The organism is Roseateles cavernae (assembly GCF_040187885.1).
In the GTDB taxonomy this organism is placed as follows: domain Bacteria; phylum Pseudomonadota; class Gammaproteobacteria; order Burkholderiales; family Burkholderiaceae_C; genus Roseateles_E; species Roseateles_E cavernae.
Window position 1 is genome coordinate 70,624 of record NZ_JBDPLH010000001.1, and the last position, 13,514, is coordinate 84,137.

Genomic DNA, 13,514 nt, shown 5'->3' on the forward strand with positions numbered 1-13,514 from the left:
AGCGAGGCCGCCACAAGTGGCCGACGCTGCTTGTCGCCCCACAGGAGACCGAAGCCAATGAACGCACCGCTACCCGAACACATCTTGCGCGCCCTAGAAAAGGTCTCGCTGGACGACAAATACGCACTCGACCACGGGCGTGCCTTCATGAGCGGTGTGCAGGCGCTGGTGCGGCTGCCGATGCTGCAGCGCACCCGCGATGCGATGGTCGGGCTCAACACCGCCGGCTTCATCAGCGGCTACCGTGGCTCGCCGCTGGGCGGCTACGACCAGATGCTGATGCAGGCCAAGAAGCATCTGGCCAAGCAGAACATCGTGTTCCAGCCGGGCGTCAACGAGGAGCTGGGCGCGACCGCCGTGTGGGGCACGCAGCAGCTCGATCTGTTCCCCGAGAAGAACAAGTTCGACGGCGTGTTCGGCATCTGGTACGGCAAGGGGCCGGGTGTTGACCGCTGCATCGACGTGTTCAAGCACGCGAACATGGCCGGTACGGCCAAGCATGGCGGCGTGATCGCGGTGGCCGGCGACGACCATATCGCCAAGAGCTCGACCGCCGCGCACCAGAGCGACCATGTGTTCAAGGCCGTCGGCTTCCCGGTGTTCTTCCCGAGCAGCGTGCAGGACATCCTGGACATGGGCCTGCATGCGTTTGCGCTCAGCCGCTTCTCGGGTCTATGGTCGGGCCTGAAGACGATCCAGGAGATCGTCGAATCGTCCAGCTCGATCAGCGTCGACCCAGACCGCGTCAACATCATCCTGCCGGAAGACTTCCAGATGCCCGACGGCGGCCTGCACATCCGCTGGCCCGATGCGCCGCTGGAGCAGGAAGCGCGGCTGATGGATTACAAGTGGTACGCCGCGCTGGCCTATATCCGCGCCAACAAGCTGAACTACAACGTCATCAGCACGCCGCAAGACCGCTTCGGCATCATCGCCAGCGGCAAGGCCTATAACGACACCCGCCAGGCCCTGCACGACCTGGGGCTGGACGACGACACCTGCCGGCGGCTGGGCATCCGGCTGCACAAGGTCAATGTGGTGTGGCCGCTGGAAGCAACGATCACGCGCGACTTCGCGCAAGGCCTGCAGGAGATCCTGGTGGTCGAAGAGAAGCGCCAGATGATCGAGTACCAGGTCAAGGAGGAGCTGTACAACTGGCGTCCCGATGTGCGGCCGAATGTGCTGGGCAAGTTCGACGAGATCGAGGGTGACAACACCGGCGGCGAGTGGAACCAGCCCAACCCCAGCCAGAACTGGCTGCTGCGCCCGCAGGCCGACCTGACCCCGGCCATCATCGCCCGCGCGATCGCCAAGCGCCTGAAGAAGCTGGGCGTCGACGCCGATGTGCAGGCACGCCTGGATGCGCGCGTTGCCATCATCGACGCCAAAGAGAACTCGCTGAAGCTCGAGGAAAAGACCGCCGGCGGTGCCGACCGCACGCCCTGGTTCTGCTCGGGCTGCCCGCACAACACCAGCACCCGCGTGCCCGAGGGCTCGCGGGCGGTGGCCGGCATCGGCTGCCACTACATGGTCAGCTGGATGCCCGGCCGCAACACCGCCACCTTCACGCAGATGGGTGGCGAGGGCGTGCCCTGGGTGGGCCAGCAACCGTTCACGACCGAGAAGCACATCTTCGCCAATCTCGGCGACGGCACCTACTTCCACTCGGGCCTGCTGGCGATACGCCAGAGCATCGCCTCGGGCGTCAACATCACCTACAAGATCCTCTACAACGACGCGGTCGCGATGACCGGCGGCCAGCAGGTCGGCGAACGGCCCGAGGGCCATAGCGTGATGCAGATCATGCAGAGCGTTACCGCCGAGGGCGTGGCCAAGCTCTGCATCGTCACCGACGAGCCGGCCAAGTACAACGGCATCTCGCTGCTGGCCGGCGTCACCGTGCACCACCGCGACGAGTTGGACGCGATCCAGCGCCAGTTCCGCGAGATCGTCGGCACCTCGGTCATCATCTACGACCAGACCTGCGCGACCGAGAAGCGCCGCCGCCGCAAGCGCGGCAAGCTGGTGGACCCGGCCAAGCGCGTCGTCATCAACGAGCTGGTCTGCGAGGGCTGCGGCGACTGCTCGATCCAGTCGAACTGCCTGTCGGTCGAGCCGCTGGAGACCGACTTCGGCCGCAAGCGCCAGATCAACCAGAACAGCTGCAACAAGGACTACAGCTGCGTCAAGGGCTTCTGCCCCAGCTTCGTCACCGTCGAAGGCGGCGAGCTGAAGAAGCCCAAGAAGGACAGCAAGCTCAGCCCCTTCGACGGCAGCCTGCCGGCCCTGCCGCAGCCGCTGATCCCGAACGCCGAGCGGGCCTGGGGCATCGTCGTCGGCGGCGTCGGCGGCACCGGCGTGATCACGATAGGCCAGCTGCTGGGCATGGCCGCACACCTGGAAGGCAAGGGCGTGATCACCCAGGACGCGGCCGGCCTGGCGCAGAAGGGGGGCGCCACCTGGAGCCATATCCAGATCGCCAACCGTGCCGAGGACATCCACTGCACCAAGGTCGGCACGGCCGAGGCCGATCTGGTGATCGCCTGCGACTCCATCGTGGCGGCCAACAAGACCACCTTGGCGGTGATGCGCGAGGGCCGCACCTATGTGGCGCTGAACACCCATGGCTCGCCGACCGCCAGCCTGGTCAACGACGCCAACTGGAGCTTCCCGGGCGCCGCCTGCGAGAGCGCGGTGGCCAAGGCGGTGGGGCCGGCCCTGCTGGGCAAGTTCGATGCCGAGGAGGTCTCGGTCAAGCTGCTGGGCGATTCGCTCTACACCAACCCGCTGATGCTGGGCTATGCCTGGCAGCAGGGCCGGGTGCCGCTGTCCTATGCCGCGCTGATGCGGGCGATCGAGCTCAACGGCGTGCAGATCGACAACAACAAGGCCGCGTTCGAATGGGGCCGCCGCTGCGCCGAGAACCTGGCCGCCGTGCAGGCCCTGTTCGCCGCGACCCAGGTGATCCAGTTCGTCAAGCGCCCCGGCCTCGACGAGATCATCACCAAGCGCGTCGAGTTCCTGACCGGCTATCAGGACGCCGCCTATGCGCAGACTTACCGGGCCTTTGTCGACAAGGTGCGTGCCGCCGAGGCGCCGCTGTCCTCGACCAGGCTCAGCGAGGCGGTGGCCCGCTATCTGTTCAAGCTGATGGCCTACAAGGACGAGTACGAGGTCGCGCGCCTGCACACCGACAAGAGCTTCACCGACAAGATCGCCGCGCAGTTCGAGGGCGACTACAAGCTGGTCCACCACCTGGCCCCGCCGCTCTTGGCCAAGAAGAACGACAAGGGCGAGCTGATCAAGCAGCAGATGGGGGGCTGGATACGCCCGGCCTTCGGCCTGCTGGCCAAGCTCAAGGGCCTGCGCGGCACCGCGCTGGACATCTTCGGCCGCAACGAGGAGCGCAAGATGGAGCGCCAGTGGATCGTCGACTACCGCGCCGGCATCGAGCGTGCCTTGGCCAAGCTGTCGGCGGACAACTTGGCCACCGCGGTCGAGTTGGCCCGCGTGCCCGAGGACATCCGCGGCTACGGCCATGTGAAGGAGCGCCATCAGCGACTGGCCAAGGCCAACTGGGAGCGCCTGCTGGCCGGCCTCTGAGCCCTCGCGGCGCGGCCTGGCTGGGTATCATGCGCCCATGAAGCTGTGCCGTTTCCTTGCCCTGCTGATGTGCCTGAACGCCGGTGCATGGGCCAAGGACAAGCTGGATGAGCGGCCGCTTGTGCGGGCCTGCGGTCACCCGGCCGCGCCGCCGATGAGCTGGGATCATGAGGGGCAGCTGATCGGCGTTTGCGTGGACGCCGCGCGGCAGGCATTCTCGGCCGTGGGGCTGGCGCTGAAGGTGGAGCCGCCAGGCCCGTGGAGCCGTTGCCAGCTGATGGTCGAGACCGGCGAGGTCGACCTGAACCTGTGCGGTTTTGCGACCGACAAGCGGCGCGAGTACGCGGTGATGGTGGAGCCGCCGGTCGGCCGCAATGAAGCGGTGCTGATCGTGCGCCAGAACAGCAACCTGGTCTACAAATCCTGGGCCGACCTGCATGGTCTGCGCCTAGGCATGGGGCGCGGCGTGAGCTTCGGGTCGGAGTTCGACAGCTATCTGGCACAGCATGCCCGGCTCGATATTGCGATCAGCGAAACGCACAATCTGCAAAAGCTCGCTCTTGATCGACTCGATGCGGTGATCACGGCACGACTCGCAGGCCAGCAACTGATACGCAATATGGGTTGTGAGGGGCAGCTGCGCTTGCTGCCAGGCAAGGTGATCGAGGGGCAGCTGTTCATGCAGATGTCCAAGCGCTCCAAGCACCTGGCCGTGCTGCCGCAGCTGAGCGCGTTCCTGAGGCAGCCGGCCCAAGTCGCTTGGCTGCAAGGTCAGCAGCTCGCCTTCGAAACCAAGTACGCCCAGCTGCATCCGGCGGCGCAGACCGAGTTTTGCGGGCGCTGAAGAGCCCCGTGCGCAAGGCCTGACCCCGCCCGCCTGATCCGCAGCCCGCAGCGCCCATGGCCTGCGGGATTTCTGTCGACACATCGCACAAGCCTCGGAGTTGGGCTCCGAAACAGTGACTGTTCCGCATTGACTATTGCGGCGCAGGGGCATTCAATCGACGCCATAAGGCCGGTACCGGCCAACAGGAGACATGCGATGAAGAAGTTGGGCATCTCGTTCCGTCTATGGCTTCCCACGCTCGCGACCGCCGTGCTGCTGACGGCGGTGACCGTGATCTCCAGCTGGCGCACCTCCAGCGAACTGGCCAGCGAGCAGCAGGCCCAGACCGCGCAGCGCGACAAGCTCGAGATGGCTTTGCAATGGGCCGGCCTGACCCAGGCCAATGCGGCCCGCACCATGGCCGGGCTGATGAGCCAGGACACGGCGCTGGCCGGCCAGCTCAAGCCCGAGATGGATGCCACCTCGGCCGCTATCTCGGAGCTGCAGAAGAAGATCGACGCGGCCGCCGAATCTGAGGCCGAGAAGGCCAGCCTGGCACATATCGCCAAGACCCGGGCCAGCTATATCGCCTCGCGCAACAGCGCCGCCAAGGAGCGCAGCGACGCCGCCATCGCCAAGGTGCGCGGCGAGCTGACCGGCTATCTGGATGCGCAGAAGTCCTTTGTCGACCTCCAGCATGAGCGCGCGGTGGCCCTGGCCGCCGAGGCCCAGCGCTCGCGCAGCATCGACATCACCATCACCGCCAGCGTGCTGAGCGCCGTGGTGCTGCTGCTGCTGGTGTCGACCGGGCTGATGGTGCGCGCCATCGTGCCGCCGCTGCGCGCCGCCTTGGCCGCCACCGAGCGCATCGGCAGCGGCGACCTGTCGGTGCAGATCGCCAGCGGCGAGCGCAGCGACGAGATCGGCGATCTGCAGCGCGGACTCAACACCATGGTGGTATCGCTGCGCGATATCGTGCAGTCGGTGCGCTCGGGCGCCGAGAACATCCGCACCGCGGCCAGCGAGATCGCCGAGGGCAATGCCGATCTCAGCAACCGCACCGAGGAGGCCGCCAGCAGCCTGCAGCAGACCGCCTCGACGATGGAGCAACTGACCGCCACCGTGCGCCACTCCTCCGACTCGGCCGCCACCGCCAATCAGCTGGCGCTGAATGCGGCCCAGGTGGCCCAGAGCGGCGGCGATGTGGTGGGCCAGGTGGTCGCCAGCATGGGCCGCATCCAGACCAGCTCGAGCCGCATCGGCGACATCATCGGCGTGATCGACGGCATCGCCTTCCAGACCAATATCCTGGCGCTGAATGCAGCGGTGGAAGCAGCACGCGCCGGCGAACAGGGTCGCGGCTTCGCGGTCGTCGCGGCCGAGGTGCGCTCGTTGGCACAGCGCAGCGCCGCGGCCGCCAAGGAGATCAAAGGACTCATCGGCGCCAGCGTCTCGGAGGTCGATGCCGGCTCATCGCTGGTGAACCAGGCCGGCAGCACGATGAGCGAGGTGGTCGGCAGCGTGCGCCGCGTCGCCGATGTGCTGGGCGAGGTCAGCGCCACCAGCCGCGAGCAGAGCCAGGCCATCGGCCAGGTCAACCAGGCCGTCGCCCATCTGGACACGATGACCCAGCAGAACTCGGCCCTGGTCGAGCAGAGTGCGGCGGCGGCCGCCAGCATGCAGACCCAGGCCGCTCAGCTGGCAGGGCTGGTCGAGGCCTTCAGGCTGGAGGCGCAGCCCGCCTGAGCGGGTACTTCAGGGCTCGACCAGGTCGCGGTAAGCATGCCAGCTGGCGTGGGCCAGCAGCGGGAAGATCACGACCAGGCCCAGCATCAGCGTGGCGAAACCCAGCGCCGTCAGCCCGGCGATCAGCGCGGCCCACAGCAGCATCGCGGCGCTGTTGACGCGGCAGCACTGCAGGCTGGTCAGCATCGCGGTGATCGCGTCCACAGGGCGGTCGATCAGCAGCGGCGCGCTGACCACGCCCAGCGCAAACACCAGGGCCGCCAGCGCCGCGCCGACGCAGACAAAGGCCAGCAGCAGCGTGCTGTACTGGCCGGACATCAGCTCCAGCGGCCAGCGCGACAGCTGCAGTGGCTGCCCCTCGTAGAACAGCGCGAACACGATGGCCGCCAGTCGCTCCCAGACGATATAGGCCAGGGCCAGCATCAGGCCGAACAGCGCGATCGAGCCGGCGTTGGCCCGCCAGGCCCGCCAGGCCTGGGCGCTGTTGACCGCCCCGCCCTGCTCCAGCTGGCGCGATAGCGCATACAGCACGATGGCCAGGAAGGGCGCGACCAGCAGAAAGCCGCCCAGCAGGGCCGGCGCCATATAGGAGGCCTGCCAGCCGGCTCCGCCCAGCGCCAGGCCGATGGCCGCGACCAGGGCGCCGGTGCCCAGGCTCTGCGCCGGCGTGCGCAGCAGGTCGGTGCCGCCGCGGCGCAGCCAGACCCAGGGTCGGTCGAGGCCGACCTGGCGCACACGCGGCATAGCGATGGCTTCGGAGGACTCGGCAAGCAGCTGATTCATGATGAACTCCTGTGCAGACGGCCTGCCGATGCTAGTCCTCCTGTCAGCGTCCGTACAGCACCTGCGGCAACCACATGCCGATCTGCGGCCACATATAGAGCAGCACGATGGCCACCACCTGGATGCCCATAAAGGGCAGCATGCCGGCAAAGATCTGGTTCAGGGTCACATGCTTGGGTGCCACGCCCTTCAGGTAGAAGGCCGCCATCGCCACCGGCGGGCTCAGGAAGGCGGTCTGCAGATTCAGCGCCACCAGCAGACCGAAGAACAGCGGGTCAACGCCGAAATTGTCAAGCAGCGGGATGAAGATGGGCATGAAGATCACGATGATCTCGGTCCACTCCAGCGGCCAGCCGAGGATGAAGATGATGAACTGGCTGAGCACCAGAAACTGGGTCTTGCTCAGATTCATGCTCAGCACCCACTGCTCGACCAGCTCCTGCCCGCCCAGCAGCGCGAAGGCGGCCGAGAAGATCGCCGAGCCGACGAACAGCCAGCACACCATCGCACTGGTCTTGGCGGTCAGGAACACGCTCTCTTTGACCACGCTCAAGGTCAGCTGCCGGTAGGCGATGGCCAGCAGGAAGCCGCCCAGGGCGCCGACCGCCGCCGCCTCGGTGGGCGTGGCCAGGCCGAACACGATGGAGCCCAGCACCGCCATGATCAGCACCAGCAAGGGGAAGAAGCTGGACAGCAGCATCTTGAAGATCTCGAGCCGCGCAAAGCTCAGGATGGCGTAGAAGGCCAGCAGGGCCAGCGCGCCAAGCCCCAAGCCGATCCAGAAAGTGGCAGAGGCGGGCTTGCGCTCGGTCTGCACGGCTTCGGCAGCGGCCGGTGCGGCGGCGCTGGCCTCGGACAGCGCCGGGGAGGCGGCCTCGCTGGCCACCTCGCTGGCGGCCTCCTCGCTGCCCATCTCCTTGAGTTCCTCCTCTTCGGCCGGCGGCTCGGACAGCCCGCCGCTGGGCTCGGCCAGCCCGCCAGGCGCGCCGCCGGCACCCATCTCGGACAGCTCGCTGCTCGGCGCTTCCAGCGGCGGCAGCTTGGTCGCGCTGTTGTAGCTGGCCAGCGCCACCGCCGCGAAGAGCAGGGCCGGCAGCAGCGCAATGCCCAGCTGCTTGAGCAGGTACGAGGTCGGCACGCCATGGTTGCGCGAGCCCTTCAGCGCCTGGATCAGTTGCGGCACGGCGCGCTTGGCCTGGGTGGCACCGACCTTCAGCAGATCGGGCGGCAGCGGCACGAAGCGCTGCTCGGCCGTCAAGGGCGGCGCCATCGCCGGCTTGAGCTTGGCGATGATGATGACGTAGACGATGTACAGCCCCGCCAGCATCAGGCCGGGGAAGAAGGCGCCGGCATAGAGCTGCACCACCGACACGCCGGCGGTGGCGCCGTAGACGATCAGCAGCACCGAGGGCGGGATCAGGATGCCCAGGCAGCCGCCGGCCGTGATCGCGCCGGCCGAGAGCCGCACGTCGTAGCCGCCCTTGAGCATCTGCGGCAGGGCCAGCAAGCCCATCAAGGTGACGACGGCACCGACGATGCCGGTCGCGGTGGCGAACACCGCGCAGGTCACCAAGGTCGCCACCGCCAGCGAGCCCGGTACCCGCGCCAGCGCCAGATGCAGGCTGCGGAACAGCTTCTCGATCAGATTGGCCCGCTCGACCAGATAGCCCATGAAGACGAACAGGGGGATCGAGATCAGCACATCGTTGGACATCACCTTGTAGGCCGACTGCACCATCAGATCCAGGGTCTTGGTGGTGTTCTCCTCGTAGGCGATCCAGGTGAACAGCATGCCCATGCCCATCAGCGTGAAGGCGGTGGGAAAGCCCAGCATGATGGCAACGACGACCAGGGACAGCATCAGCAGGCCGATATGGCCGTTGGTGATCTTGGGCACGGCGATCAGCATGCCCAGCACCGCCGCGATGATCAGCCCCATCAGGATGAAGCCGAACCAGAGTTCCTTGCGAAGTTTCATGCCTGGCCGCCTTTCTTGCTGACGTACTGGTCCAGCGCCTCGATGTCGGCGTCCTTCACATGCACCATCTCCTTGAGCTTCTCGACATCGACCTCCTCGACGTCCTCATCGCGCCGGGGCCATTGCCCGTCGCGCAGGCACAGCACACAGCGCACGATCTCGACCAGGCCCTGCAGCAGCAGCACGCCGCCGGCCAACGGGATGATGAACTTGAAGGGGTACAGAGGCAGCGCATCGGCCGAGAAGGTCTGCTCGCGGATCGCCAGCGACTCCTGCGCATACTGCCAGCCGGCCCAGGTCAGCGCGACGATGCCGGGCAGGAAGAACAGCAGATAAAGCAGCAGGTCGACCGAGGCCTGGGTGCGCGGGCGGAAGAAGCCGTAGAGCACGTCGCCGCGCACATGGCCGTTCTTGCTCAGCGTGTAGGCACCGGCCGTCATGAACAAGGTGCCGTAGAGCATGATCTGCGCGTCCAGCACCCAGGCGTGGGGCTTGTTCAGCACATAGCGGGAGAAAACCTCCCAGCTGATCAGCAAGGTCAGCAGCACGACCGACCAGGCAAAGGCCTTGCCTATCCAGGTGGAGAACCGGTCCACCGCCAGCAGCAGGTTCTGCATCACGATTCCTTCCCAACGCGTATCTCAAGAAAAAGGGGGCGCGGCGCCCCCTTTCATTCGGCGCCGGCCGTTCAGGCCTTCTTGGCCGGAGCCTTGCGGCCGAAGTAATGGTTGTAGGCCATCTTGAAGTCCACCGTGTAGTCACCCTGCCACTGGCCGGCGCGCGCCGCGAAGGCGCGCTGGCTATCCAGGATCTTCTTGAACATTGCGTTCTCGCCGCCCTTCTTCTCCATGATCTTGTCCCAGGCGGCCAACTGCGCGCGCAGGATGGCGTCGGGCGTCTTGTAGAACTTGACGCCGGCCTTCTTCAGCTCCTCGTAGTCCTTGGAGTTGCGCTCGATGGCCTTCCAGCTCATGTCGGCGCTGGCCGCCTGCACGGCGTACTCGACGATGGCCTTCAGCTCCGCCGGCAGCGCGTTCAGCTTGGTCTTGTTGAACAGGATCTCGAACTGCTCGCCGCTCTGGTGGAAGCTCTGCAACATGCAGTTCTTGACCACATCGGGGAAGCCCAGCAGCTTGTCCGAGCTGGCGTTGTTGAACTCGGCGCCGTCGATCAGGCCGCGGTCCAGCGCCGGCACGATCTCGCCGCCGGGCAGCGGGTTCACCGCCGCGCCCATATCGGTGTACATGTCCACCGCCAGGCCGACGGTGCGGAACTTCACGCCCTTCAGATCGGCCTCCTTGGCGATCGGCTTCTTGAACCAGCCAAAGGGCTGGGTGGGCATGGGGCCGTAGAGATAGGAGGCCACATCCAGGTTCAGCGAGGCATAGATCTCCTCCAGCAGCGCCTTGCCGCCGCCGTAGTTGTGCCAGGCCAGCAGCATGTTCGGATCCATGCCGAAGGAGGGTCCGGAACCCCACAGCGCCAGCGCAGAGTTCTTGCCGTAGTGATAGGCCACCACGCCATGGCCGCCGTCCAGCGTGCCCTTGGCCACGGCGTCCAGCAGCTGGAAGGCCGGCACCACCGAACCAGCCGGCAGCACCTCGATCTTCAGCCGCCCGCCGGCCATGTCGTTGACCTTCTTCGCGAAATCCTGGGCGTACTCGTGGAAGATGTCCTTCGAGGGCCAGGTCGACTGGAAGCGCAGGCTGGTGGTCTGGGCCGTCGCGATCATCGGCGCGGCCAGCGCGCCGGCGGCGGCCGTGCCGGTGGCGGCTTTCTTCAGGAAGCGCCGGCGTGCGGCCGGGGCTTGGTCTTTGGGTTCTACGCTCATCTCGGTCTCCTAGGTTTTGAAGTCAAGCATTCGCGCCTGGGCAGCCGCCCAACGCCGCGCCACCGCCTCTTGTGCCCGAGGCTGGCCACGCCGGACTTGAATATCAAAGCCTTGACCGGAGCGGGCAAGTGGGTCAAACCCGCGAGGCCCCCCGGTCACATGGACATTTTCTGAACACCCCTCTTTCAGGGCTGGCGCCGTGCTGGCACCCGGCTTTCCAGCGCCGGCGGCCGGTAGCCGGGCCGGAAGCGGCAGCTCGACGGAAAACGGGCCTGGGCCGCGCGGCAGCCCTCGGCCACCGAGGCCGGCGTCGGCTTGCGGCCCTGCTCGACCCAGGCCTGCAGCGCCTGCAGCGCGGCCACATAGCTGGCGTCGCTGAGGTAGCTGTGATCGCTGTCCTCGGTGAAAGCCTGCACCAGGCCGTCGGCGCGGCCAGCGCTGGCCATGGTGTCGGCCCAGACCGACTCCAGTTCGACGAAGACGGTGGGGTCGTCGATGCCATGGACGCTCAGCACCGGCACCGGGATGCGGCCCCTGGGGTCGGCATCGACGCCGAAACGAGCCACGGCGGCCGGGTCGGCGGCGTAGCGCAGCACGCCGGCGTTCAGGGTCCGGTCATCGTCCGAGCCGCGATAGACCGCGCCGATATTGCCGAACACATTGCCGCCGCCGCTGCGCTTGGCGGCAATGTCCTGGAAGTGGAACGTGGCCCAGTTCAGATGGCTCAGCACGCTGCGCTCGGGAATGCGGACCACGTCGACGACCGTCCTGAGCCGGCGGGCCTGCTCGGCGCTGCGTTCGGCGGCCGGCAGGCCCAGGCCCAGGCAGTCCCTGGCGCGCTGGGCCAGCTCGACCGAGCTCAGCGAGGCGCCGGCCGGCAGCCCCATCCACAGCGGGTACTGTGGCTCGTCGGGGCGCGGATGGTTGTTGCACAGGTATTGATAGACCACGCGCAGATCGAGCCTGAAGTCGTAGGAGCGGGTGCCGCCGGCCAGCAGGCCGTTGCTCAGCAGCACCCCGTCATAGGGTTTGCCGGCGGTGAACAGCTCGGCGCCCCTGGCCGCAACCCCGCCGCCCCAGGACTGGCCGTGCAGAATCGTCAGCGCCGGCAGCGCCACATGCTGCCTGAAGATGCCGCGCAGGCGCTCGGTGTCCTCGGCCGCCGCCGTCACCGCCACACCGCCCTGGCGGAAGCTGGACGCCGCCCAGGCATAGCCGGCGCGCGGCATGATGGACCAGCGCTGCAAGTCCTCCTCGACCCGCTTCATCGTCGGCGCGCCGAGAAAGGGGCCACCATGGGCATGCAGCAGCAGCCGGCCGTTCCAGTCGCCGGGCATGGCGATCAGATAGAAGGCGCCGGCGCTGTCTTGCCCGCCCAGGCAGCGTATATCGGCACCGAGACCGGCCGGGCAGGCCCGGGGCTGCGGCGCGGCCTCGACCACGGGCGGGGTCTGGTGGGCACAGGCCGCCAGCAGCGCCAGGCTCAGGGCCAGCGCCAGTCTCGGGATCATCAGCATGAGGTCGAGCCCCTCTTCGCGCGCAGGCCCAGCAGCAGGAGGCCGGCCAGCAGCAGCGCGTAGCTGGACGGCTCGGGCACCGGCGTCGTGAAGCCCAGCTGCTCGCTGGCCACGCGCTGCAGCCGTAGCGCGTCGGCGCTGCCGATGCCCAGGTCGGCCGCCGCGATCTCGGCCGCGCCCAGCGAGGCCGGATCGAGCCCGGTCAGGCTGCCGAACAGGGTCAGCGCGCTCAGATAGGAGCCGTATTTGCTGGCATGGGTGCCGTCGTCGAACCAGAGGTCGATCAGGCCGTCGCTGGCGGCATCGGTCGCATACATATCGGCTGTCGCGATGCCGCTGGCGATCGCGCGCATGAAGCTGTCGCCGACCGGTGCGATCGCGGTGACGCCGCCGCTGCCGTCGGCCCCGGCCAGGGTCGCCGCCGTCTGATAGGCGGCGCGCAGGTCCTCGCTCATCGCGCCCAGCGAGCCGTAGAAGGAGGTGGCCGGCGTGCTGGTGAAGCTGACCGCGCCGGTCACCGGATCGGTGACGGTCGTGAACGGCGCGTTGACCAGATTGGGCCGCGCCCAGGTCTGGTACAGATAGAGCTCGGTGGCAGCGCTGGCGTTCGCATTGGCAGGGATGTTGCGCAGGGTGCCGCAGGTGCCGGCGCTGGCGCCGGTGATGGCCGCACATTCGGCGTTGCTGCCGCCGATCAGATCGCGCTCGCGGTAGGACAGCGCATGGCCCTGGTGCGCGTAGTCCTCGATCAGGTCCACATAGGTGTTGAAGTAGGCCGGGTTGGAGGCCAGCCCGGCCTGCTTGGGCAGGGCCTCGTCGCTCTGCTCCTGCAGCACCAGCTTGCTCCAGGTCTGCGAGGCGATATTGCCGCGCAAGTCCCAGCCGGCCGGGTTGCTGTTCAGGAAGTGGCCGCGCAGCGAGGCGGCATTGCGGGTCGACAAGGCCACGTCATAGTCGAGCCCGGCCTGCACGGTGAACTGCTTGAAGATGCCGGCCACCCCGCCCCAGGGGTGAGGCTCGAAGCTGTTGCTGCCGGCGGGGTTGGCCAGCGCCATCGCAGCGGTCAGGTCGCGCACATTCGCGCTGTTGTAGCTCATCACCGGATCGACCCGGCCAAAGGTGTAGCTGTTGCCGACGAACAGCACGCTGATCGGTTCGGCCTGCAGGCTGCCGGCGCCGGCCAGCAGAAGGACGGCAAGCTTGAGTTTCATCACGGTCTCCTTGTGTTTG

At 67.4% G+C, this 13,514-nt stretch carries 9 protein-coding genes; 3 read left to right on the forward strand and 6 right to left on the reverse strand.

The window, feature by feature from the left end; translation table 11 throughout:
- The first annotated feature begins 57 nt into the window (after positions 1 to 57).
- The 3 genes from ABGI63_RS00370 (at position 58) to ABGI63_RS00380 (ending at position 6,175) form a co-directional block, all read left to right on the forward strand.
- Positions 58 to 3,603: an indolepyruvate ferredoxin oxidoreductase family protein gene (locus ABGI63_RS00370; RefSeq protein WP_349740492.1), complete on the forward strand. Its 3,546-nt coding sequence runs from the start codon at positions 58 to 60 to the stop codon at positions 3,601 to 3,603.
- A gap of 37 nt (positions 3,604 to 3,640) precedes the next feature.
- A complete protein-coding gene (locus ABGI63_RS00375; RefSeq protein ID WP_349740493.1) occupies positions 3,641 to 4,447 on the forward strand; it encodes a substrate-binding periplasmic protein in 807 nt (268 codons plus the stop codon).
- 198 nt (positions 4,448 to 4,645) lie between these two features.
- The gene (locus ABGI63_RS00380; RefSeq protein WP_349740494.1) at positions 4,646 to 6,175 is read left to right on the forward strand and encodes a methyl-accepting chemotaxis protein; all 1,530 of its coding nucleotides are present in this window, start codon (positions 4,646 to 4,648) and stop codon (positions 6,173 to 6,175) included.
- 9 nt (positions 6,176 to 6,184) lie between these two features.
- Here ABGI63_RS00380 and ABGI63_RS00385 read toward each other — a convergent pair whose 3' ends face one another.
- From ABGI63_RS00385 to ABGI63_RS00410, 6 genes are all read right to left on the reverse strand, one after another.
- Complete coding sequence (locus ABGI63_RS00385) at positions 6,185 to 6,958, reverse strand: DUF2189 domain-containing protein (RefSeq protein ID WP_349740495.1); 774 nt, start codon at positions 6,956 to 6,958, stop codon at positions 6,185 to 6,187.
- A 43-nt stretch (positions 6,959 to 7,001) separates the two neighbouring features.
- The gene (locus ABGI63_RS00390) at positions 7,002 to 8,936 is read right to left on the reverse strand and encodes a TRAP transporter large permease (protein ID WP_349740496.1); all 1,935 of its coding nucleotides are present in this window, start codon (positions 8,934 to 8,936) and stop codon (positions 7,002 to 7,004) included.
- Positions 8,933 to 9,553, reverse strand: coding sequence for a TRAP transporter small permease subunit (locus tag ABGI63_RS00395; RefSeq protein WP_349740497.1), 621 nt, complete (start codon positions 9,551 to 9,553; stop codon positions 8,933 to 8,935). Before ABGI63_RS00395 ends, ABGI63_RS00390 begins: the two co-directional genes overlap by 4 nt.
- Positions 9,554 to 9,624: 71 nt before the next feature.
- Complete coding sequence (locus ABGI63_RS00400) at positions 9,625 to 10,767, reverse strand: TRAP transporter substrate-binding protein (RefSeq protein WP_349740498.1); 1,143 nt, start codon at positions 10,765 to 10,767, stop codon at positions 9,625 to 9,627.
- Positions 10,768 to 10,952: 185 nt separating this feature from the next.
- Positions 10,953 to 12,284, reverse strand: coding sequence for a hypothetical protein (locus ABGI63_RS00405; protein ID WP_349740499.1), 1,332 nt, complete (start codon positions 12,282 to 12,284; stop codon positions 10,953 to 10,955).
- The gene (locus tag ABGI63_RS00410) at positions 12,278 to 13,495 is read right to left on the reverse strand and encodes a PEP-CTERM sorting domain-containing protein (RefSeq protein ID WP_349740500.1); all 1,218 of its coding nucleotides are present in this window, start codon (positions 13,493 to 13,495) and stop codon (positions 12,278 to 12,280) included. The genes ABGI63_RS00405 and ABGI63_RS00410 overlap by 7 nt, the downstream gene beginning before the upstream one ends.
- Positions 13,496 to 13,514: the final 19 nt, after the last annotated feature.

Coding starts and splice junctions, on each gene's coding strand:
- ABGI63_RS00370 (WP_349740492.1), top strand. CDS start 58: ATGAACGCACCGCTACCCGAACACATCTTGCGCGCCCTAGAAAAGGTC.
- ABGI63_RS00375 (WP_349740493.1), top strand. CDS start 3,641: ATGAAGCTGTGCCGTTTCCTTGCCCTGCTGATGTGCCTGAACGCCGGT.
- ABGI63_RS00380 (WP_349740494.1), top strand. CDS start 4,646: ATGAAGAAGTTGGGCATCTCGTTCCGTCTATGGCTTCCCACGCTCGCG.
- ABGI63_RS00385 (WP_349740495.1), bottom strand. CDS start 6,958: ATGAATCAGCTGCTTGCCGAGTCCTCCGAAGCCATCGCTATGCCGCGT.
- ABGI63_RS00390 (WP_349740496.1), bottom strand. CDS start 8,936: ATGAAACTTCGCAAGGAACTCTGGTTCGGCTTCATCCTGATGGGGCTG.
- ABGI63_RS00395 (WP_349740497.1), bottom strand. CDS start 9,553: ATGCAGAACCTGCTGCTGGCGGTGGACCGGTTCTCCACCTGGATAGGC.
- ABGI63_RS00400 (WP_349740498.1), bottom strand. CDS start 10,767: ATGAGCGTAGAACCCAAAGACCAAGCCCCGGCCGCACGCCGGCGCTTC.
- ABGI63_RS00405 (WP_349740499.1), bottom strand. CDS start 12,284: ATGCTGATGATCCCGAGACTGGCGCTGGCCCTGAGCCTGGCGCTGCTG.
- ABGI63_RS00410 (WP_349740500.1), bottom strand. CDS start 13,495: ATGAAACTCAAGCTTGCCGTCCTTCTGCTGGCCGGCGCCGGCAGCCTG.